This window comes from Pseudooctadecabacter sp., from assembly GCF_020627745.1.
In the GTDB taxonomy this organism is placed as follows: domain Bacteria; phylum Pseudomonadota; class Alphaproteobacteria; order Rhodobacterales; family Rhodobacteraceae; genus Octadecabacter.
This window is the reverse complement of record NZ_JAHDGE010000006.1, coordinates 123,266-143,427: the sequence shown is the minus strand read 5'-3', so window position 1 is coordinate 143,427 and position 20,162 is coordinate 123,266. Positions and strand designations below refer to the sequence as shown.

22 protein-coding genes are annotated in these 20,162 nt (G+C 60.4%); 13 read left to right on the top strand and 9 right to left on the bottom strand.

Going from position 1 to position 20,162, the window contains the following annotated elements; translation table 11 throughout:
• Positions 1–6: 6 nt before the first annotated feature.
• Positions 7–1,224 (bottom strand): NAD(P)/FAD-dependent oxidoreductase, encoded by a 1,218-nt coding sequence (locus tag QZ653_RS04965; RefSeq protein ID WP_296418150.1) that lies wholly within the window; start codon positions 1,222–1,224, stop codon positions 7–9.
• Between the two features lie 148 nt (positions 1,225–1,372).
• On the opposite strand from QZ653_RS04965, the gene QZ653_RS04960 reads away from it, so the two are divergent.
• A complete protein-coding gene (locus QZ653_RS04960; RefSeq protein WP_296418149.1) occupies positions 1,373–2,380 on the top strand; it encodes an extracellular solute-binding protein in 1,008 nt (335 codons plus the stop codon).
• Positions 2,381–2,430: 50 nt separating this feature from the next.
• Here the strand turns inward: QZ653_RS04960 and QZ653_RS04955 are convergent, their stop codons facing one another.
• A complete protein-coding gene (locus tag QZ653_RS04955) occupies positions 2,431–4,101 on the bottom strand; it encodes an ABC transporter permease (protein ID WP_296418147.1) in 1,671 nt (556 codons plus the stop codon).
• Positions 4,102–4,224: 123 nt separating this feature from the next.
• On the opposite strand from QZ653_RS04955, the gene QZ653_RS04950 reads away from it, so the two are divergent.
• Together QZ653_RS04950 and QZ653_RS04945 are read left to right on the top strand one after the other, a co-directional pair.
• Positions 4,225–5,400 carry an MFS transporter gene (locus QZ653_RS04950; protein ID WP_296418145.1) on the top strand — a complete coding sequence of 392 codons (1,176 nt, stop codon included), beginning with the start codon at positions 4,225–4,227 and terminating at the stop codon, positions 5,398–5,400.
• An 81-nt stretch (positions 5,401–5,481) separates the two neighbouring features.
• Positions 5,482–6,504, top strand: a complete 1,023-nt coding sequence (locus QZ653_RS04945; RefSeq protein WP_296418144.1) for an aspartate-semialdehyde dehydrogenase — start codon at positions 5,482–5,484, stop codon at positions 6,502–6,504.
• 62 nt (positions 6,505–6,566) lie between these two features.
• On the opposite strand, the gene QZ653_RS04940 is transcribed toward QZ653_RS04945, so the two are convergent.
• From QZ653_RS04940 to QZ653_RS04925, 4 genes are all read right to left on the bottom strand, one after another.
• Positions 6,567–7,475, bottom strand: coding sequence for a hypothetical protein (locus QZ653_RS04940; protein ID WP_296418142.1), 909 nt, complete (start codon positions 7,473–7,475; stop codon positions 6,567–6,569).
• A 129-nt stretch (positions 7,476–7,604) separates the two neighbouring features.
• Positions 7,605–7,916 carry a P-II family nitrogen regulator gene (locus QZ653_RS04935; protein WP_296418140.1) on the bottom strand — a complete coding sequence of 104 codons (312 nt, stop codon included), beginning with the start codon at positions 7,914–7,916 and terminating at the stop codon, positions 7,605–7,607.
• Between the two features lies 1 nt (position 7,917).
• Positions 7,918–8,895: a sodium-dependent bicarbonate transport family permease gene (locus QZ653_RS04930; protein WP_296418138.1), complete on the bottom strand. Its 978-nt coding sequence runs from the start codon at positions 8,893–8,895 to the stop codon at positions 7,918–7,920.
• Between the two features lie 67 nt (positions 8,896–8,962).
• The gene (locus tag QZ653_RS04925) at positions 8,963–9,610 is read right to left on the bottom strand and encodes a carbonic anhydrase (protein WP_296418137.1); all 648 of its coding nucleotides are present in this window, start codon (positions 9,608–9,610) and stop codon (positions 8,963–8,965) included.
• A gap of 140 nt (positions 9,611–9,750) precedes the next feature.
• Between QZ653_RS04925 and QZ653_RS04920 the strand changes: the two genes are divergently transcribed.
• From QZ653_RS04920 to QZ653_RS04910, 3 genes are read left to right on the top strand one after another with little or no spacing between them, the layout of a single operon-like run.
• Complete coding sequence (locus tag QZ653_RS04920) at positions 9,751–10,152, top strand: hypothetical protein (protein WP_296418134.1); 402 nt, start codon at positions 9,751–9,753, stop codon at positions 10,150–10,152.
• A gap of 60 nt (positions 10,153–10,212) precedes the next feature.
• Positions 10,213–11,592 (top strand): leucyl aminopeptidase family protein, encoded by a 1,380-nt coding sequence (locus tag QZ653_RS04915; RefSeq protein ID WP_296418132.1) that lies wholly within the window; start codon positions 10,213–10,215, stop codon positions 11,590–11,592.
• Positions 11,589–12,416, top strand: a complete 828-nt coding sequence (locus tag QZ653_RS04910) for a C40 family peptidase (RefSeq protein WP_296418130.1) — start codon at positions 11,589–11,591, stop codon at positions 12,414–12,416. Before QZ653_RS04915 ends, QZ653_RS04910 begins: the two co-directional genes overlap by 4 nt.
• On the opposite strand, the gene QZ653_RS04905 is transcribed toward QZ653_RS04910, so the two are convergent.
• Together QZ653_RS04905 and QZ653_RS04900 are read right to left on the bottom strand one after the other, a co-directional pair.
• Entirely contained in the window at positions 12,413–12,748 is a 336-nt protein-coding gene (locus QZ653_RS04905) for a DUF2794 domain-containing protein (protein ID WP_296418128.1), read from the bottom strand. The genes QZ653_RS04910 and QZ653_RS04905 overlap by 4 nt on opposite strands.
• A 179-nt stretch (positions 12,749–12,927) precedes the next feature.
• Positions 12,928–13,218, bottom strand: coding sequence for an I78 family peptidase inhibitor (locus QZ653_RS04900; RefSeq protein WP_296418126.1), 291 nt, complete (start codon positions 13,216–13,218; stop codon positions 12,928–12,930).
• A gap of 95 nt (positions 13,219–13,313) precedes the next feature.
• On the opposite strand from QZ653_RS04900, the gene QZ653_RS04895 reads away from it, so the two are divergent.
• Both QZ653_RS04895 and QZ653_RS04890 read left to right on the top strand, forming a co-directional pair.
• Positions 13,314–14,426: an S-(hydroxymethyl)glutathione dehydrogenase/class III alcohol dehydrogenase gene (locus tag QZ653_RS04895; protein WP_296418124.1), complete on the top strand. Its 1,113-nt coding sequence runs from the start codon at positions 13,314–13,316 to the stop codon at positions 14,424–14,426.
• Positions 14,423–15,460: a serine hydrolase domain-containing protein gene (locus tag QZ653_RS04890; protein WP_296418123.1), complete on the top strand. Its 1,038-nt coding sequence runs from the start codon at positions 14,423–14,425 to the stop codon at positions 15,458–15,460. Before QZ653_RS04895 ends, QZ653_RS04890 begins: the two co-directional genes overlap by 4 nt.
• On the opposite strand, the gene QZ653_RS04885 is transcribed toward QZ653_RS04890, so the two are convergent.
• The gene (locus QZ653_RS04885) at positions 15,448–16,065 is read right to left on the bottom strand and encodes a TetR/AcrR family transcriptional regulator (RefSeq protein ID WP_296418121.1); all 618 of its coding nucleotides are present in this window, start codon (positions 16,063–16,065) and stop codon (positions 15,448–15,450) included. The two genes, QZ653_RS04890 and QZ653_RS04885, sit on opposite strands and share 13 nt — an antisense overlap.
• Before the next feature lie 139 nt (positions 16,066–16,204).
• Between QZ653_RS04885 and mbfA the strand changes: the two genes are divergently transcribed.
• The 5 genes from mbfA to QZ653_RS04860 are packed head-to-tail and all read left to right on the top strand — an operon-like array spanning position 16,205 to position 20,126.
• Positions 16,205–17,182 (top strand): iron exporter MbfA, encoded by a 978-nt coding sequence (mbfA, locus tag QZ653_RS04880; RefSeq protein WP_296418120.1) that lies wholly within the window; start codon positions 16,205–16,207, stop codon positions 17,180–17,182.
• 39 nt (positions 17,183–17,221) lie between these two features.
• The gene (locus QZ653_RS04875; RefSeq protein WP_296418118.1) at positions 17,222–18,148 is read left to right on the top strand and encodes an AEC family transporter; all 927 of its coding nucleotides are present in this window, start codon (positions 17,222–17,224) and stop codon (positions 18,146–18,148) included.
• 9 nt (positions 18,149–18,157) lie between these two features.
• Positions 18,158–18,856, top strand: a complete 699-nt coding sequence (locus QZ653_RS04870) for a nitroreductase family protein (RefSeq protein ID WP_296418117.1) — start codon at positions 18,158–18,160, stop codon at positions 18,854–18,856.
• On the top strand, positions 18,856–19,683 hold the full coding sequence (gene fghA, locus QZ653_RS04865) for an S-formylglutathione hydrolase (protein WP_296418115.1): 828 nt from the start codon (positions 18,856–18,858) through the stop codon (positions 19,681–19,683). Before QZ653_RS04870 ends, fghA begins: the two co-directional genes overlap by 1 nt.
• Positions 19,674–20,126: a YaiI/YqxD family protein gene (locus tag QZ653_RS04860; RefSeq protein ID WP_296418113.1), complete on the top strand. Its 453-nt coding sequence runs from the start codon at positions 19,674–19,676 to the stop codon at positions 20,124–20,126. Before fghA ends, QZ653_RS04860 begins: the two co-directional genes overlap by 10 nt.
• The last annotated feature ends 36 nt before the right edge of the window (positions 20,127–20,162 follow it).

The window sequence follows — 20,162 nt, the reverse complement described above, 5'->3', positions numbered from 1 at the left end:
GGGCGATCAGATAACCGCCTTTTCGCTGAAGGGTTCACCACGCGCGATCCGGTCAAACCCGAACGGGCTAAGGTCAAGGGTCCGGTATGCGCCGTAGACCAACATCTCGGCCGCGCCGCGACCCATGGCGGGGGATTGCTGCAGCCCGTGGCCGGAGAACCCGTTGAGGAAATGGAAATTTGTGATCTCTGGGTGAGGGCCCAGAATTGCATTGTGATCGAAGGTATTAAAATCATAATGCCCGGCCCATTCGGTGATCACCTTGATCGCCTCGAACTGCGGAATGCGGGTCGCGATGGTTGGCCAGATGTGGTTTTCCCATAGCCCGTGATCCATGTTGAAATCGTCAAAATCCACCGCCGGGTCCACATCCGCATGGCCGCCCGCCAGATAGGTCCGCGGCCCGTCTTGCCGGAAATGCACACCCGAGGGGTCAATCGTCAGGGGCAGGTCACGGTCCAAGGGGTGTTCGGCGGAAAAAATCCACGTGAACCGTTTGCGCGGTTCTACCGGAATGGTGATGCCCGCCATCGCAGCCGTCTTCGCACCGCGTGGACCTGTGGCATTGACCACCTGACCGCAGGCAATGACGTCACCCGATGCAAGGGTCACACTTTCGACCTTTGAATTGGCCGTGGTTATATCGACAACCTCTCCGGCCAGATATTCGACGCCCCGTTCGCGCGCGGACCGGCGCCACCAATCAAAGACGGTGCCGCCGTCCCAATAGCCTTCGTCCACAAGGTTGATGGACCCCAGCAGGATGTCGTCCACATTGTAGAAGGGATAAGCGGCCTTGATGTCATCGGGGGACATTAACTGAGTGGCGGCTCCGGCCTGTGCCTGCACCGCATGCGACGCGCGCAACTGATCGGCAAAATCCTCCGTATCGGCCAGATACATGTAGCCGTAGTTCTGGATGGACAATTCAGGGACACGCGGGTCATTGCCCATGAAGTCTTTGAAACCTTTGATGAATTCTGCCCCGAACTGGGAAATCTGGACATTCAGCGGGTTGCTGAACTGTTGACGGATGCACGAATTGGTATGGGCCGTCGCGCATTTTTCATAAGTCGGATCCCGTTCAATCACCAGGATCGAGCCGTCGAAATCGGGATTATCTGTCAAAAACCACGCCACAGCCGACCCGTAGATCGCGCCGCCAATGATGACCACGTCATAACTTTGGCGGCTTGGTGTTGATGTAAATACTGACCGGGCCATAAGACAGTCCTCCCGCATGTGACCAAGCCCAGCCGGCAGCCACGGGTCAAGGAAAATTAATTCCGATAAATTTTGTCAGAATTGCTTGACCAGCTTTACGTGGCCGAGTATCCGACAAAAGAAGTCAGATTTAGTTGGAGCATCAAACATGACACGCCTGACCCTTTCCGCCCTGTTGCTTGCGACCGCAGCACCCGCTTTTGCTGAGGGTGAATTGAACCTTTATTCCTCACGGCATTACGACACGGACGAACGTCTGTATTCCGATTTCGAGGAGATGACAGGCATCACAATCAACCGCATCGAAGGCAATGCGGATGAACTTATCGCGCGGATGCAGGCCGAGGGCCGCAATTCACCCGCCGACATCTTGCTGACCGTCGACACCTCGCGTCTGGAACGCGCCAAGGACACGGGCATTCTGCAGGCCGTTGACAGCAATATTCTTGAGGATCGCATCCCCGCCAACCTGCAAGACAGCGACAACCAATGGTTCGGGTTTTCCCAGCGCGCGCGGGTGATCTTCTTCGACAAAGCGGACGTCAGCAACCCGCCAAGCACCTATCTTGACCTTGCCGATCCGGCTTACGAAGGCATGATCTGCATCCGGTCTTCCACCAACACCTACAACCAGACGCTTCTGGCCTCGATCATCGAAAACCACGGCGAAGACGTGGCACGTATGTGGGCCGAGGGCGTGGTGGCCAACATGGCGCGCGCGCCGCAGGGTGGTGACACGGACCAGCTGCGCGGAATTGTGTCAGGGGAATGCGACATCTCTGTCAGCAATACATATTACTTCGCCCGCGCCATTCGCACCGATGTGGACGGGCTGTCCGACAGCATCGACATGATCGGTTTGCAGTGGCCGTCCCAAGGGGCTGAAGGCGCGCATATGAACCTGTCTGGCGGAGGTGTCGCTGCCTACGCCCCCAACCGCGACAACGCGGTGGCGTTTCTTGAATACCTCGCTTCCGATCAGGCGCAGCAGTACTTTTCCGCCGGCAACGACGAATATCCGGCCGTTGCGGGTGTCACATTGAGTGACGAGGTCGCTTCACTGGGTGAATTTCAGGCTGACGACGTGGACTTGTCCGCTGTCGCCAAGCAACTGCCGCTTGCGTTGACGATCTTCAATGATGTCGGTTGGGAATAAAACGCACGTCCCGACAACCCATGGGGCGCGGCAAAGGCTGCGCCCTTTTGCTATGCGTCGTGCCGCGCAACCCTGCGGCACAGCAAGATGACCGGCAAAAGCCCGATGGCCCCGATCGCAAGGCTGGGCACAGCGGCCCCCGAGAGCCGTTCATCCGAGGCCAAACGGAACGCCTGTACCGCCAGCGTGTCAAAGTTGAAGGGCCGCATGATCAGCGTTGCCGGAAGCTCCTTCATGACATCGACAAAAACGATGAGGGCGGCCGTCAACAGACTGGGCGTCAGCAGCGGCACATGCACGCGCCGGATGGTTCCGACAGACGTTTGCCCCAAGACCCGCGATGCGGCATCAATGTTGCGGCTGACGCTGGCGATCCCGCCTTCGTAAGCCCCAAGGGCCGCGGCAAGAAACCGGATCAGATATGCCCCGATCAACAGCCAGATGGACCCGGTGAACAGCAGCCCGGTGGACACATCAAACGTGTCCCGCATGAAGCTGTCCAAGGCATTGTCGAAGGCCGCAAAGGGCACGATCAGCCCGACCGCGATGACACCACCCGGCACGGCATAACCCACGCGCGCCACATACATCGCCCCCGATGCCGCGCGGGTGTTGCGCAGCCTTGCGAAACTGCCCAGCAGAACAGCCGCGCCGACGGTCACAAGGGCGGCAATCCCCGCCAATGTCAGCGAATTCGCGATGAACCGCAGATAGCGCGGACTGAACAGGTCCTGTTGCGACCCGATCGCCATGACCCCCAGCGCGATGACGGGGATGATGACGCCAAACAGCACCGGCAAGCCGCACAGCGCGAAGGCGGCAATCTTCGCCCCGCCTCTCAGGGGGATGCGGGCGATGGTGTCCTGCCGTTTGCCATTTGAAAACCGCGCGCGGCCCCGATTGGCCCGTTCAAGCATCGCCAGCAACAGCGCAAAGGCCAGCAGCCCCAGCGACAGCTGCGCCGCCGCCCCGCGATCGGCAAGGGAAAACCAGCTGGTATAGATGCCGGTCGCAAAGGTCTGCACGCCGAAATAGGACACCGTGCCGAAATCCGCGATTGTTTCCATCATGGTCAACAGAACGCCTGCCGCGATGGCGGGCCGCGCCAGTGGCAACGAAACAGTCAAAAAAGCGGACAGGGGCGATTTCCCTAAAGACCGCGCCGCCAGAAAGGTCGTGGCGCTTTGACCCAGAAAAGCGGCCCGCGCCAGAAGATAGACATAAGGGTAAAGCACCAGCGACAGCATCGCAGCCGCCCCCCCCAGGCTGCGAATTTCAGGGAACCAATAGTCCCGTGGACCCCATCCCGTCAGATCGCGCAACACCGTTTGCACAATGCCCGGATGATCCAGAACATGGGTATACGCATAGGCCAGCACGTAGGCCGGAAAGGCGAGGGGGATGACCAGCGCGATTTCCAACCATCTGCGCCCCGGAAAGTCGCACATCGTCACCAACCACGCCGCGATGGTCCCGATCAGGAAGGTGGTCAGCCCCACGATCAGAACCAACATCAACGTGTTGCCCGCATAGCGGCCCAATACGGTGTCCGCCAGGTGTCGCAACGTGTCCGTATCGCCGGATATGGAGGCCAGCAAAACCGCAACATGCGGCAGAAGACAAAAGGCCGCGACAAGGAATGCGACCGCGCCGATCGCCTTGTCTGCAAAAAACCACGTCGGCCGGTCCGGCTGTCCGGAAGGGTGAAGGCTGTCGGTCATGCCTGCGGGTTAGCCTATCTGGCGCGACAGGTCCATCTATGGCTGATCGTTTTGGTCGGGATTGCGGCATCTTGCGTTTTCATGTCGCACTGTGCCACCTGAGCCTGACAAGGGGGGAACGTCATGCGCATTGGTCTGGTCTGTCTGGTTCTGGGCTACGTCCTTAGCCAGTTTTATCGTGCCTTTCTGGCCGTACTGACCCCCGCACTCGAGGCTGATTTGGGGGCCACCTCAGCCGATCTGGCCTTTGCCTCGGGCCTTTGGTTTCTGGTCTTCGCCGCCATGCAAATCCCCGTCGGGGAGGCGCTGGACCGTATCGGCCCGCGCATCACGGCAGTGACCCTTTTCGCGGTCGGCGGGGCAGGGGGGGCGATGTTGTTTGCCGTGGCGCAGACGCCCACACATATCACCTTGGCCATGGCGCTGATCGGGGTGGGGTGTTCACCGGTTTTGATGGCGGCCTACTACATTTTCGCCAAGATGTATCCGGCAGCGATGTTTTCGACACTGGCGGGCGCGATGATCGGCTTTGGCAGTTTGGGCAATCTTGCCAGTTCCGCGCCCATGGCATGGGCTGTCGGCGCGCTGGGCTGGCGTGAAACAATGGTCGCATTGGCGGCGCTGACACTGCTTGTATCAGTGGCTTTGTGGTTGACTGTGAAAGACCCGCCCAAGACGACAAGTGGCGCGCCCAAAGGGTCGGTTCTGGACCTTCTGAGGATCAGAGCGCTGTGGCTGATCTTTCCGATGATGTTCGTGAACTACGCCCCCGCCGCAGGCATCCGCGGCCTTTGGGTCGGGCCCTACGGGACAGACCAGTTTGGCGCGGATACCGCGCTGATCGGCACCGTCACATTGGTCATGGGGCTTGCGATGATCGCAGGCAATTTCCTGTACGGACCGGCGGACCGTTGGTTGGGCACCCGCAAATGGGTGGTCTTCGGGGGCAACGGGTTGGGCGCGCTGGGCTGTTTCGCCTTGGTGGTGATGCCCGGCGATGCCTCCATCTGGACGGCCACCGTCTTTTTGTCGTTGATCGGTTTTGCGGGCGGGTCGTTTCCCGTTCTGATCGCCCACGCGCGTCCGTTTTTTCCCGAACACCTGACCGGGCGTGGCGTGACCTTGTTGAACCTGTTCGGGATCGGAGGCGTGGGTGTCATGCAGATCGTCACCGGTCGCCTGTTCACCCTGTGGGAGGACACGACCAACGCCCCGTACGACCTGCTGTTCGGCTTCTATGGCATCCTCATCTGTTGCGGCCTTGCCGTTTACGCCTTCAGTCAAGACAGAACCGACTAGACCCCCTTTCGTTCAGGACGCCCAGCCGCTAAGACGCGCGGGCCTCACCATAGGGGTGAGTCTTGAAAAGGAACCAAGCAGATGGGCTATAAAGTCGTCGTATGTGGTGCCACGGGCAACGTGGGCCGCGAAATGCTCAACATTCTGGCAGAACGCCAGTTTCCAGCCGATGAAGTGGTGGCGCTCGCCTCCCGCAAATCCATGGGCACGGAAGTGACATTTGGCGACACGATCCTGAAAACGAAAGACTTGGACACCTTTGATTTCACGGGCTACGACATCGCGTTTTTCGCAGTCGGGTCCGATGCCACCAAAAAGTACGCGCCTGTGGCCGCCAAGGCCGGTTGCGTCGTCATTGATAACTCATCCCTCTACCGCTACGACCCCGATGTGCCGCTTGTCGTGCCCGAGGTGAACCCCGAAGCCGTCGAAGGCTACCACAAGAAAAACATCATCGCGAACCCGAACTGTTCGACAGCCCAAATGGTTGTCGCCCTCAAGCCGCTGCACGACCGCGCCAAGATCAAGCGCGTCGTGGTGTCGACGTACCAGTCCGTGTCGGGCACCGGCAAGGACGCCGTCGATGAGCTGTGGAACCAGACCAAAGGCGTCTATGTTCCGGGCCAGGAGGTTGCACCGTCGGTCTACCCCAAGCAGATCGCCTTTAACGTGATCCCGCACATCGACGTGTTTATGGAAGACGGGTCCACCAAGGAAGAATGGAAGATGGTCGCGGAGACCAAGAAGATCGTCGATCCGTCGATCAAGGTGACGGCCACCTGCGTCCGCGTGCCTGTGTTCGTGGGCCATTCCGAGGCGATCAACATCGAGTTTGAGGATTTCCTCGACGAAGACGAGGCCCGCGACATCCTGCGCGAAGCCCCCGGCATCATGGTGATCGACAAGCGCGAAAGCGGTGGCTACGTCACGCCTGTTGAATGTGTGGGCGATTTTGCGACCTTCATCAGCCGCATCCGTCAGGACAGCACGATCGAGAACGGCCTGAACCTGTGGTGCGTGTCCGACAACCTGCGCAAGGGTGCGGCCCTGAACGCGGTGCAGATTGCCGAAACACTGGGGGCACGGGTCCTGAAAAAGGGCTAACCCTCCGGACGGTTTTTGATCACGCCCGCCGGGTCCATAACGGGACCGGCGGGCGTTTTTGTTCAGCCCAGGCGATGGTTGATCGCCGCCGCGTTGCGGACCACGGCGTCAAGGGCACCGATGGCGGCATGTCCATTCGGTTGCGCCGGATCAATGTCAATAAAGCGCCCCAGATGCAGGTTGGACCGGATCGCCAGATCCACCGCCTGCGGGTCTTTGTCGACGTTGCCAAGAAGGGTGTTGGCTGATGTGGCAACGGTATTGGCCGCCGCCGCCATATGCGCGGCCTCATCTGTGTCTTGCGTCGCCGAAGCAATAGCGCGCAGGCTGTCCACCAGACGCAAGACGGTTGCCACATGGGCAAAAGCCTCCACTCGGGTATCAAGGTCGCCGATTTGAGCTGCGATCGCGACTTCGGTGTCGGGCATGGCGGGTGTGTCTTCCTTGGCGGTTGACCACGGCGTGTTCCCCAAGGTCTTGATGGTCACCGCGTCGCCGAATGCCTCTGTCCAGGATTGGCAGAAATACTGCGGGCCTCCGCCAACGAGCCACCAGCCCGGGATGGCCTCGCTTTCGTCGTTCATGGCCGGTTGCGATTCGATTTCGCCAAACCACGTCTGAAGGGTGCAGCCTTTCTTGACCGTCAGTTCGGCGACATGGGTGCCTGCATTCCAGACAGGTTCCACTGCGTTGGTGCTGCGCCACTCGCCTTCGGTTTCATCCTTCGCCGGTGCTTCAGGGGCCCAGAACCCGCCTTTCGCCTTGGCCTTGTTCTGGCCGCCAAACACACGGTACAGCTTGTCGCCTTCGGTCAGTGTCATCGCGTGGATCGGGCGCGCTGCCGAATAGGTGACCGTCTGGCTGGGGGCAAGGTCGAAATATCCGGCCTCTTTCAACTCAATGCTGCGCATCCCGATCAGAAGCATCGGGTCCTTCCGCGCACCGGGAAATGGGGGCGTGTCCATCGTCATCTTGTGTCCTTTCAAATCGCAATCCTGAAATCCGTCAGCAGAGTTAACCTGCTCAGACGTCAGAAGACTGTGATCTGGAACACAGACAGTCCGAAGGCCGCGCCATCCCCGACGCGGGCTGCCGCAATGTCAGAACCGTTCGGCGCGCAAAACCTCGACATCGGTGATCGTGACCACGCCGATGTGTTTCTCGACAACTTCGAAAGCGGCCTCAAGCAGGCCGTCAAGACGCTCTTCACGGATGATACAGACCACCTGCACCATCCCTGACGCGCGACTGATCTGGCCCTCGCGGGACCATGCGCCGGACCGGCCAGACCCGCCCAGAACCGGCAGGATGGAGTAGCCCGTGACACCGGCCCCCTCAAGGGTGTCGGTCAGACGTTTCTGCATGATGGCTTCGATGGTGATGACGACCCGTTTTGCCTTATGCGTTTTCATGTCAGCCCCCTGTCACGGCTTGGCTTACCGCCACATAAAGCGGGATACCGATGGTCAGATTGAAGGGGAAAGTGACCCCCAAGGAAAGTGTCAGATACACCGACGGATTGGCCTCGGGCAGGGCCACACGCATGGCTGCTGGCACGGCGATATAGCTGGCCGAGGCCGACAGCACCATCAGCAGGGCCACCCCGCCCGGTGACAGCCCGACCACCATTGCGGCGCCCAGTCCGATCATGCTGCCGATAACGGGCATGATGATACCGAAAGCAACGGCACCCATGTTCAGGATGCCGCGCGATTCCCGCAATCCGCGCCCTGCGACCAGCCCCATGTCCAACAGGAACAGGCACAATACCCCGGTAAAGGGGGCCACGATAAAGCTCGAGATCGAGGCAAGACCCTCCGCGCCGGTGATGGCCCCGATAAAGAATGACCCGACCAGCAGAACGATGGATCCGTTCAACAGAATTTCGCGCATCAATTCGCCATCCATCCGACGGCCCGATCCTCCGGTCGACACCAGCCAAAGGGCAGACAGGATTGCGGGGGCCTCCATCACGGCAGCCACGGCGACCATGTATCCTTCGGACGGTATCGCGCGGCCCTCCAGAACGGATGTGGCTGCCACGAAAGTCACAATGGATATCGACCCGTAGTGACCGGCAACAGCTGCTGCATCTATGCGGCTGAGGTTGGTCAGGATCTGCAACAGAACGAAGGCGACAAATGGCAGAACCGCAGAGAGGACAAACCCCATAGCCAGCGTGGCAATCAGGGTCCCGTCCAGCCCGTTGGCGGCGACAGCAGCCCCCCCCTTAAATCCGATGGCGAACAAAAGGTAGATCGACAACGCCTTGGCGGCCGCCTCCGGAACGCTCAGATCCGACCGTCCGAGCGCCGCTGCAAGGCCAAGCACAAAGGACAAAATAACGGGGGACAACAGGTTCGTTGCTGCCAGATCAAGGATATCAGTCATGGAAACCTCCGGTGATCACGGTAACGCCCTTTTCCATCAGGGGTGACGCAACGGCAAGGCGAAAACGTCAGACTGTCGTAAAGGTCCGTGTTTCGGGATGAAATTGCTGCAACGCACCGCTTGAGATATCGACCCAAAGACCGTGCAGGGAGAGCCGTCCTGCCTCCATGTTTTCGGTCACATAGGGGAAAGTCATCAGGTTGCGCATGGATGTCAGGACCGAACTTTGTTCCAGCTGATGTATCCGTTCGGCGTCATTCCCCTCCGGCAGCGCCTCGTAAGCGGGGCGCAGAATGTCCATCCAGCGCCCGATGAAGCTGTCCTTTTCCTCAAGCTCGGGTGCTTTGCCGGAACACATGTCATAGCACCCTTGCACCCCGCCACACCGCGAATGCCCCAACACGATCAGGTGGTTTATCTTCAAAGCCTTGACCGCGTATTCCACCGCTGCCGATGTCCCGTGGTGGTGCCCGTCCGGATTGTGGGGAGGAACCAGATTGGCGATGTTGCGGTGCACGAAGAACTCCCCCTGATCGGCCCCGAAGATCGGCTCGACATGCACACGACTGTCACAGCATGAAATGACCATGCACCGCGGGTGCTGACCGTCTTCGGCCAGATGCTGATACCACCCTTTGTTCTCCTCATAGGTGGTGGCCTTCCAACCGTGATAGCGGCGCACCAGATATTCGGGCAGCAGTCGGGCAGTCGGCATGGGGCAGGTCCTCTCACATTGTATCAGGCTCCTTTTATTCGATTTTTCATGAATTTCGAGCGATTTGTGCGGCTGCAGATAAACCACTTGGCAATCTTCTGGGCGTAGTCCGTTCGTCGGGGTGCCAAGGAGTGGATGAGATGGATCATCAAAATCAACAAGGGGGTTCGGTTGTCGCGCAACTGGTCCCGAAGGAATCGTTCGGTCAGGATGTCAGGGCATTGTCCCCGTTCGGCATGGACGGCGATGAATTTGACCACAGCGATGTGATCTGTGCCGGGCTTGAGGAAATGTCGCGTCATCTGCGCTGGCTTGATGATGATTATCAGTCTGGGCAATTTGACCGGCTTGAAACCCGTGCCCGCAGTATCGTCCTGCTGGCGGATCAGTTGGGGCTGCGCCGTTTGGGTCAGGTTGCAGCCGATGTTGTCTACTGCATCGACGACCCCGATGAGGTTGCTTTGACGGCCACGCTGTCACGGCTCATGCGATTGATGACCCAAGCGCTGGATCACGCGGCTGGCCCGATTTCGACCTATTGATGCGTGGCCCTTCGTGCGGCCTTGGTCTAGGGTTCGGCTGACCCACAATGCCGAGGCCCTATGTCCCCCACGTTTTCCCCCCCGACGCCTGATGCCATCCCCCTGATTGCGGTCGCATCTGACGACCTGTCAGCGGTCATGGCATCCGCACCCCACGCAACGGCAAGCTGGCTTAAGGCCAACGGCTTTACCGCGGCGATCGGGGCGTGTTGCGTTGTGCCGAAAGACAGCGGTGATATCGACGCGGTCTATGTCGGCCTTGGCGCAAAGGCGCAGACCCGCGCACGGTTCGTGCTGGCAGCCGGTGCTGCAAAACTGCCTGCAGGAACATATCAGCTTAAATCGGACTTAACGGGGTCGGCCCTGAACGAGGCGGCTTTGGGCCTCCTTTTGTCGCTTTACCGGTTCGACCGTTACAAATCGCAGACGTCATCCGGCGTCTCGTTTACGGCACCGCACGGGATCGACGCCCACCGGGTTGAGGCTATCGCCGCAGGGGAATGCCTGACCCGCGATCTGATCAACACGCCGGCGTCGGACATGGGACCGGAACATCTGGCCGCGGCTGCCGCAGACCTGTCGGACACCCATGGCGCATCCCTTCGGATTATCGAAGGCGACGATCTGTTAGATCAAAACCTGCCGCTGATCCACACCGTCGGACGCGCCTCTGCGCGCGCGCCGCGGTTGATCGACATGTCATGGGGGGCAAGCGGTCCGAAACTGACCCTTGTTGGCAAAGGCGTTGTATTTGACACCGGCGGTCTGAACCTCAAGCCCGGCGCGTCGATGGGCCTGATGAAAAAGGACATGGGCGGTGCTGCGAATGTCCTTGGCCTTGCGCATATGATTATGGCGCTGAAGATACCTCTGCGCCTGCGGGTCCTTATTCCGGCGGTTGAAAATTCTGTCGATGGTTCGGCCTTCCGGCCTGGTGATGTCCTGACAAGCCGGAAGGGGTTGACGGTAGAGATCAACAATACCGATGCCGAGGGCCGTCTGGTTCTGGCAGATGCGCTTGCTCTGGCGGAAGAGGACACACCGGATCATATCGTTTCAATGGCAACACTGACGGGGGCCGCGCGGGTCGCTGTCGGCCCTGATCTGGCGCCCTTCTACACCACAGATGACGCCATGGCGCGTGCCCTTCCGCAAGCCGCCGGTGAGGTTGCCGACCCTGTCTGGCAAATGCCGTTTCACGACCCTTACGAGGCCATGATCGAACCGCAAATTGCCGACCTCGACAATGCCCCATCAGGGGGGTTTGCAGGGTCGATCACCGCTGCGTTGTTCCTGCGCCGCTTTGTGACGGACACGCCATACACGCATTTTGACATCTACGGCTGGAATCCCGCTGCGGCCCCTGCGCGGCCCAAGGGCGGTGCCTGCCAAGGCGCACGCGCGTTGCTTGCGGCCTTGCCGGACGTGTTGGGCCTGTGACCGACCGCCGGTTGACCCCTGCCAACGGACGCGTGGCCGCCGCCCATCTGACCGGAAGCATCACGGCCGACGCCTTCGTTGTGGGCGAGGCGGCCAGCGTCGCACAAAGTGTCGTTGATCTTTGCGCGGCCCCTGCAGGCAAACGGGACCGGCAGCTGCTGATGGGGGCGGCTGTGACCGTCTATGAACGGCGCGAAGGTTGGGCCTTTGTGCAGTCCAAACGAGACGGGTATGTCGGCTACCTTCGAGAGGCAGCATTGGGCGCCGACCGTGCGCCGACCCATCGCGTGGCAACCCTTGCCACACACGCCTATGACACCGAAAGTTTCAAATCTGCCGATCTGGTCCATCTGTCCTTTGGATCACAGGTCACCGTCGTGGATGAACGTCACAAGATGTTCGAAACCAATCTCGGGTTCATCCCCAAAAAACATCTGCGTCCTCTTGGACAACCGTTTTCTGACCCCGCCACTGTCGCCCAGCTGTTCTTTGGCACACCCTACCTGTGGGGCGGAAATTCGGCGGTCGGGATAGATTGTTCGGGGCTCGTACAGGCGGGGTATCTGGCGTGCGGGCATGTCTGCCCCGCCGACAGTGATTTGCAACGGGACGGCTTTGGCACCGACGTGGCTGCTGACAGCCCTCTCCAGCGGGGCGATCTGATTTTCTGGAAAGGTCACGTGGCCATGATGGTGGATGCCGAAACCATGATCCACGCCAATGCCCACCACATGGCGGTGGTCTATGAAGGGTTGGCGCAGGCAACGCTGCGGATCAAAGCACAGGGCGATGGGGATATCCTTGCGCGCAAACGTCTGGCTTAATCGACAGCGCGGATCAGTTTGCGTTCCAGCACCCGCAGCACCTGACGCAGGTCGTTGCCCCGTTTGAGGATCTGACCCTCCATTCCCAACACGACGTATTGCCCTTGCTTCATGCGCAAGGCGGGGCGTTTTTCGATCCGGTACATCGGATGCTCTGCAGTGCGCCGAAAGACCGAAAAGACAGCAACGTCTTTCAGATGCGAAATGCCGTAGTCCCGCCATTCACCGGCAGCCACAAAGCGACCATATAAGGACAGGATCACGTTAAGTTCGGTGCGATGGAAAGCGACCTGCGCTGGGGGCTTTCCGGGGAAGGGTGTGGGCGCGTTCATACCACCAAAGTTGCGCCCTTTCCCCGCCAAATCAACCCGCGGCGGTAAATCCGTCCAAAATGGTCACGGGCCGATCCAACAGGTGCCACATTTGCCCGCCACATGTGTCCTATCGCAAGTCCCTCGGGCGCATTCATTAGCCCCCACCCAGTGATGTGCCTGAGGTGACTTCGATGATCTCAATTACAAGAAATTGACGTGATCCGGTTGTCCGGCCCGATAGTGAAATTGATCCGGTCGGGACGGAAATCCATCGTCACAGCCTGCCCGGGACGGATCAGTCGGACAGGCGCCAGGATCAGCACCCGTTCAAGCGCCGTTGCATCCTGACCAACCAGACCCGCGTGCCGACCGGCATTGCAGGTGTCGTCTGTGGCAGCAGGCACCGGCGGCAGCGCAGGCGTTGGCGGAACAGGCGCGGCGCAGGCGGCCAGACCCAGCAAAAGGGCGATGATCAAGGATTGTCTCATAGGGCGAGTATCCACCGTCGCGATTATTGACGCAACGGGGATTGCATGGGTCAGCCGTTTCCCACAGGTTAGCCGCACATACAGGAGGACACATCATGCGTACACGCGCCGCCGTAGCCACCCAAGCGGGCAAACCCCTTGAGGTGATGGAGGTCAATCTGGACGGTCCCCGCGCAGGCGAGGTTTTGGTTGAAATCAAGGCCACCGGCATTTGTCACACCGACGAATTCACCCTGTCTGGCGCGGACCCTGAGGGGCTGTTTCCGGCCATTCTGGGGCATGAGGGCGCGGGCGTGGTCGTCGATGTGGGCCCTGACGTGACGACGCTTAAAAAGGGGGATCATGTCATTCCCCTCTACACCCCCGAATGTCGGGAATGTGACTATTGTCTGAACCCTAAAACCAACCTGTGTCAGTCGATCCGCAGCACCCAAGGTCAGGGCCTGATGCCTGACGGGTCATCACGGTTCACAACCCTCGATGGCGACCCGATCCTGCATTACATGGGCTGTTCGACCTTTGCGAACCACACCGTGGTGCCAGAAATCGCGCTGGCCAAGGTCCGCGAAGATGCGCCCTTTGACAAGATTTGCTACATCGGATGCGGTGTGACGACCGGCATCGGTGCGGTGATCAACACCGCCAAAGTCGAAATCGGCAGCCGCGCGATTGTCTTTGGTCTGGGGGGCATTGGCCTGAACGTCATCCAGGGGCTGCGGTTGGCCGGTGCTGACCAGATCGTCGGTGTTGATCTGAACCCGTCCAAAGTCGAGATGGCGACGCGGTTCGGCATGACCGACTTCGTGAACCCGAAAGATGTGGATGGCGATATGGTGGCCCATCTTGTGGCACTTACCAAGGGCGGGGCGGATTACACCTTTGACGCCACGGGCAACGTCGACGTCATGCGCACGGCGCTGGAATCCGCGCACAAAGGATGGGGCGAAAGCATTATCATCGGGGTCGCGCCAGCGGGTGCCGAAATCTCGACCCGTCCGTTCCAGTTGGTCACAGGGCGCAGCTGGCGCGGCACGGCCTTTGGCGGGGCACGGGGCCGGACAGATGTGCCGCAGATCGTCGACTGGTACATGGAGGGCAAGATCGAGATTGACCCGATGATCACCCACACCATGGGTCTGGACGACATCAACAAAGGCTTTGATCTGATGCACAAGGGCGAAAGTATCCGGTCGGTCGTCCTCTATTGATTGCGGACCTTGATAAACTGGCCCGGTCTGTCCAGCAGTCCGGGCCTTTTGCGTTTTGCGGCATTGCCGTATCCCGTGGCGGCCCGCCCGCCTTTGCCACCGCCTGCGCCGACGGTGTGACCGCCGACGAAAAGACGGTTTTCCGCGTCGCATCAGTGTCCAAGATCGTCACCGCCGCCGCGTTTGAAGTCGCGGCAGGGGGCGCGGGGCTGGATCGCCCCTATGCTGTGGACGCGGGGGAGATACTGGGCCTCGATCTGCGCCATCCTCAGTTCCCCGACACAACGGTGACTTTGGGCATGTTGATGACCCACACATCGGGTCTGTCGGATGCACAGGGATACGGGTTTGACGGTACGCTGGCTGAGGGGTGGGCGGCGGACACGGCCTTTGGCCCGCACGCGCCGGGGTCGTTCTTTGAATATTCCAATCTGGGCTACATCCTGTTGGCCGCCGCAGCCGAGGTTCTGTCAGGGCAGCGTTTCGATCTGTTGGTCGCCGACGTCCTGTCGCCCCATGGGATCGAGGCCGGGTTTAACTGGGTGGGCCTGTCCGACTCGCCGTCTTTGCCGACCTTCCGTCGGGATGGGGCTGAGTTTGTTGCAATGATTGATGCCCCGCCGAACGAAGTGCGTATTGATGACAGCTATGTTCTTGGCCAACACACGGCACGGTTTTCGCCCCAAGGCGGGTTGCGGATGTCCCTTCAGGGCATGTTGACGCTGGCGATGGCCGGCGCGGGCGTTGCGCGCAGGCCCCTGTGGCGAAAGACGGACGGTCCCGGCGCATACGAAAACGGCCTGTTTCAGGACTACGGCGCGGGCGAGCAAATTTTGCCCGACCCGCCGTTCTATCCCCGCCCACTGGTCGGGCACTTTGGCAATGCCTACGGGTTCAACGGCGGGGTATGGTGGGATGCCGAGGCTGATTTGTGCTTCGCCTATGCCCTTAACGGTGTGCCCATGGGGGAGGAAAGCGATGCCTTGTCAGCGGCTGAGCTGGCGATCTTCGATGCGATCGCTCAGCTTCCGTAGCGGGCCATGAACGTGTCGACCGCGCCATCGACGATGCGCTTTTTCTGGGCGTCGTTGAACGATGTGTCCATGCAGAACACCAGACGTGGGAACAGGTCGGCCTTGCACAATTCACCGAATTGATCGGCCGCCAGCGGCAGATCATCAATCACCAACTGACCCCGCGCGATACCGGCTTGCATGAATTCGATCATCCGCTGCCGGGCCAGGGCCGGTCCGCTTTCGTAAAACTCCCGTCCCAGTTCGGGGAACCGGTCGCTTTCGGCCACGCACAGACGAAACACCCGTTGGCCAAAGTCGGACGTAAAGAACGACACCATTTGCCATGCGGCCTCGGTCAGGATTGTGCGCACGTCCTGATCCATGCTGACGGTGTCAAATGCCTCTTCGGCTTGCCGCAGACATTCCGCTTTGGCCACTTCCATGAACAGCAGGCGCTTGTCGGGAAAGTAGGAATACAACGTCGCCTTGGACACGCCAGCGGCGCGCGCAATATCATCGACGCTGGCCCCTTCGAACCCGTCGGACATGAAAATATCCGTCGCTCCGGCCAGCACCTGATCGAATTTGCGCCCACGTTTGACCGTGGGTTGTCCGTCTGCCATGCGTCTCTCCCTGATCCGGTATCTTAAACTGGTCCGTTCAGTGTGGACAAGTCAGGTAGGGTGACATCAGTGCGATACAAGGTCCTTGAACCTTGTCAGGAGCCCTCTACATTAGAAACATTCTAAACTGAGGTGCATTATGATCCCCGGAGTATCCCACCGCCGTCGCTTTGCCGACCTGACCGAGCAAGAGGTCATCGCCCTTGCGATTTCGTCGGAGGAGGACGATGCCCGCATTTACCGCACCTACGCCGACCGGATGCGCGAGGATTATCCCGCGTCGGCCTCGGTCTTTGCGGCAATGGCCGCAGAGGAGGACGAACACCGGCGGCGGTTGATTGACCTGCATCAGGCGCGGTTCGGGGACGTGATCCCCCTGATCCGGCGTGAACATGTGGCGGGGTTCTATGCGCGTCGTCCGGTCTGGCTTATCGAAAACCTCGGCCTTGAGAGGATGCGGGATGAAGCGCGCCAGATGGAGCGCGACGCCCAGCGGTTTTATGAAGCCGCCGCCGCGCGCACGTCCGACGCGGCCACACGTGCCTTGCTGGGCGATCTGGCCGCAGCAGAAGCGGGCCATTCCGACAAGGCCGATTCCCTGATGGACGCCACGGTGACGCCGGACGTTGATCGCGATGAAAAGGACGCGGCCCACCGACAGTTTGTTTTGACATGGGTCCAGCCTGGCTTGGCAGGGCTGATGGATGGATCGGTTTCGACCCTCGCCCCCATTTTTGCCACGGCCTTTGCGACACAGGACACCTGGACGACCTTCTTGGTCGGCCTCGCGGCCTCTGTCGGGGCAGGAATTTCCATGGGGTTCACCGAAGCCGCCAGTGACGACGGACAGATTTCGGGACGCGGATCGCCTGTGAAACGCGGCTTTGCATCGGGTGTGATGACGACTTTGGGCGGGTTGGGGCATGCGCTGCCCTACCTGATCACCGATTTCTGGACGGCGACCGTCATCGCCATCGCCGTTGTGTTTGTTGAACTTTGGGCGATTGCGTGGATTCAGAACCGTTACATGCAAACGCCTTTCTTTCGTGCAGCCCTTCAGGTCGTGGTGGGTGGCGCGCTGGTTTTGGGCGTGGGTATTTTGATCGGCAGCGGTTAGCCGCTTTAGTACGCGGCCTGAGGGTGCTAACCCTAAGTCATGTGGGACATTTTTCTTCAGACGCTGCCGTTTTTTGCCCTGATCGGGCTGGGCTATGGCGCGGGGCGCACGGGCTTTTTCACGCCTGAGGCGACGGCCTATCTGACGAAATTCGTCTTTTACTTCGCGCTTTCGGCCATGCTGTTCCGGTTTTCGGCGAACCTGTCGCTGGCGGCGATTTTCGATCTGCCCTTTGTGCTGGCCTATCTGTGGGGCACGCTGTTTGTGTACCTGTTGGCCACCGGCGTGGCGTTGATCCGCAAACGCGGGATTGAGGAAGCAGCCGTTGAGGCGCAATGCGCGGTCATCGGCAATGTCGGCTTTTTGGGCATCCCGATGTTGGTGTTGTTGCTGGGTGAACAGGCCATCGGACCTGTGATGTTGGTCCTGGCGGTGGACCTGATCGTCTTCGGGTCCCTCATCGTGATCCTGATCACCGGGTCCCGCGACGGGCGCATGTCCTTGGGCGTGCTGCGGACCGTGGGGCTGGGATTGCTGAAAAACCCGATGATCGTTTCGATCTCGCTGGGGTTGATCGTCTCAGGCCTTGGCCTGCCGATCCCCAAACCGGCAAATGAATTTCTGTCCATCCTCGGGGCCGCAGCCACGCCGGGTGCATTGTTTGCGATCGGGGCGTCGCTGGCCACCAAGTCTGCCGAAAAGGTCGCCGTCGCGGGCTGGCTGTCCTTTGCAAAGCTGGTGTTGCATCCGGCGGCTGTGGCCTTTGCCGCTTTGGTGATGCTGCCCGTCGATCCTTATGCCGCCGGTGTGATGATTGCTGCTGCGGCCTTGCCCGTCGCGGGAAATGTCTACATCTTGGCGCAGCATTACGGGGTCGCGCCTGCGCGCGTCTCTGCCTCTATTCTTGTTTCGACAGCGGCCAGCGTTGTGACGGTCTCTGTCGTGATTGCCGCCGTCAGCCTGTAGGACATCACCATGACCGACCAATCCCCCCCAACCTATCAGGCGCTGCCCCTGCCCGACCGTGCCGACTACGACGATGCGCAGATGCAGGCCGAGGCCGAGCGGTTCTATGACCACGTCCGCACCCGCCATTCCATCCGCGACTATATCGACCGCCCCGTTCCACGCGCGGTGATTGAGGCCTGTGTAAAGGCCGCAGGCACCGCCCCCAGCGGGGCCAACCAGCAGCCGTGGCATTTCGTGGCGATCAGTGACCCGGCCATGAAAGCGCGCATTCGCAAGGCGGCCGAGGACGAAGAACAGAAATTCTACGGCGGCGGCGGGGGCGATGCGTGGCTCAAGGCGCTGGAACCCATCGGCACCGATGCCTCCAAACCGCACCTTGATATCGCCCCTTGGCTCATTGTGATTTTCGCCCAACGGTGGGGCATGCGCGACGGGGAACGGGTGAAGCATTACTACGTGCCCGAAAGCGTGGGCATCGCCACGGGCATGTTGATCACCGCCCTGCACACCGCCGGACTGTCGTGCCTGACGCACACGCCCAATCCGATGAAGTTTCTGAATGAGCTTTGCGACAGGCCAGAGAACGAAAAGCCGATCATGATCCTGGCCGTGGGTCACCCAGCAGACAGTGCGACAGTCCCCGCCGTCGCCAAACAAAAGAAACCACTGGATGAAATTATGACCACCTATGATGGGTCCGCCTGATGGAAACCGTATCCGAAAACACCTGTTTTGGCGGCACCCAAGGCGTCTACAAACACGCATCGACCGCCACGGGCACGGACATGACCTTTGGCCTGTTTCTGCCTGCGGAAGCGCAGGACGGCCCCGTGCCACTGTTGTGGTTTCTGTCGGGCCTGACCTGCACCCATGAGAACGCCATGACCAAGGCCGGCGCACAGGCCTGGGCAGCGGATCAGGGCATCGCACTTGTGTTTCCCGACACCTCCCCCCGTGGTGAGGGCGTCCCCGATGACGACGCCTATGATCTGGGCCAAGGCGCGGGATTCTACATCGACGCGACCGAGGCGCCGTGGTCCGAGCATTTCAAGATGTGGACCTATGTGGCCGAGGAACTGCCCGCACTGTTGGGCGCGCATTTTGCCCTCGACATGGATCGACAGTCGATCACCGGCCATTCCATGGGCGGGCACGGGGCGTTGACGATGGCGATGGCGCTGAAGGGGCGGTTCCGGTCTGCGTCCGCCTTCGCACCGATCTGCAACCCGACGGTCAGCGATTGGGGCCGCAAACAATTCGCGGCCTATTGGGGGGATGAGGCGAACTGGGGTCCACATGACGCGACGCTGCTGATGCAGGGCGGGGGCTTCGACGGCCCGATGTTGATTGATACGGGAACCAGCGACCAATTCTGGGACCTGCTGGGCACCGAGGCTTTCGCGGGTGCCTTTGCCGCCGCCAAACAAGACGGCCAGGTGCGTCTGCAAAAAGGCTATGATCACAGCTATTTCTTCATCTCGACCTTTATGGAAGACCACGTGAATTTCCACGCCGAGGCGTTGTGGCGGTGATCTACGTTGATGCCGATGCCTGCCCCGTGAAGGCAGAGGTCGAAAAGGTCGGCACCCGTCATGGCGTGCAGATGTTCATTGTGTCCAATGGTGGACTGCGCCCGTCGCAGAACCCGCTGGTCGACACGGTGATCGTGCCCGACGGGCCGGACGTTGCCGACATGTGGATCGCGGACCGCGCCAAGGCGGGCGACATTGTCATCACCGGTGACATTCCCTTGGCCGCCAGATGTGTCGAGGCGGGGGCGCGGGTCCTCAAACACAACGGGGAGGCGCTGACGGCAGCGAATATTGGCAACGTTTTGGCCACCCGTGACCTGATGGCCGACATCCGCGCGGCAGACCCGTTTCGCACAGGCGGCGGGCGCGCCTTTTCCAAAGCCGACAGGTCGCGGTTTCTGGATGCGCTTGAACGTGAACTCAGGGCGGCCAAACGTCTTTGACATTTGCGTAAACCTGATACCCTGACCCAAACATAA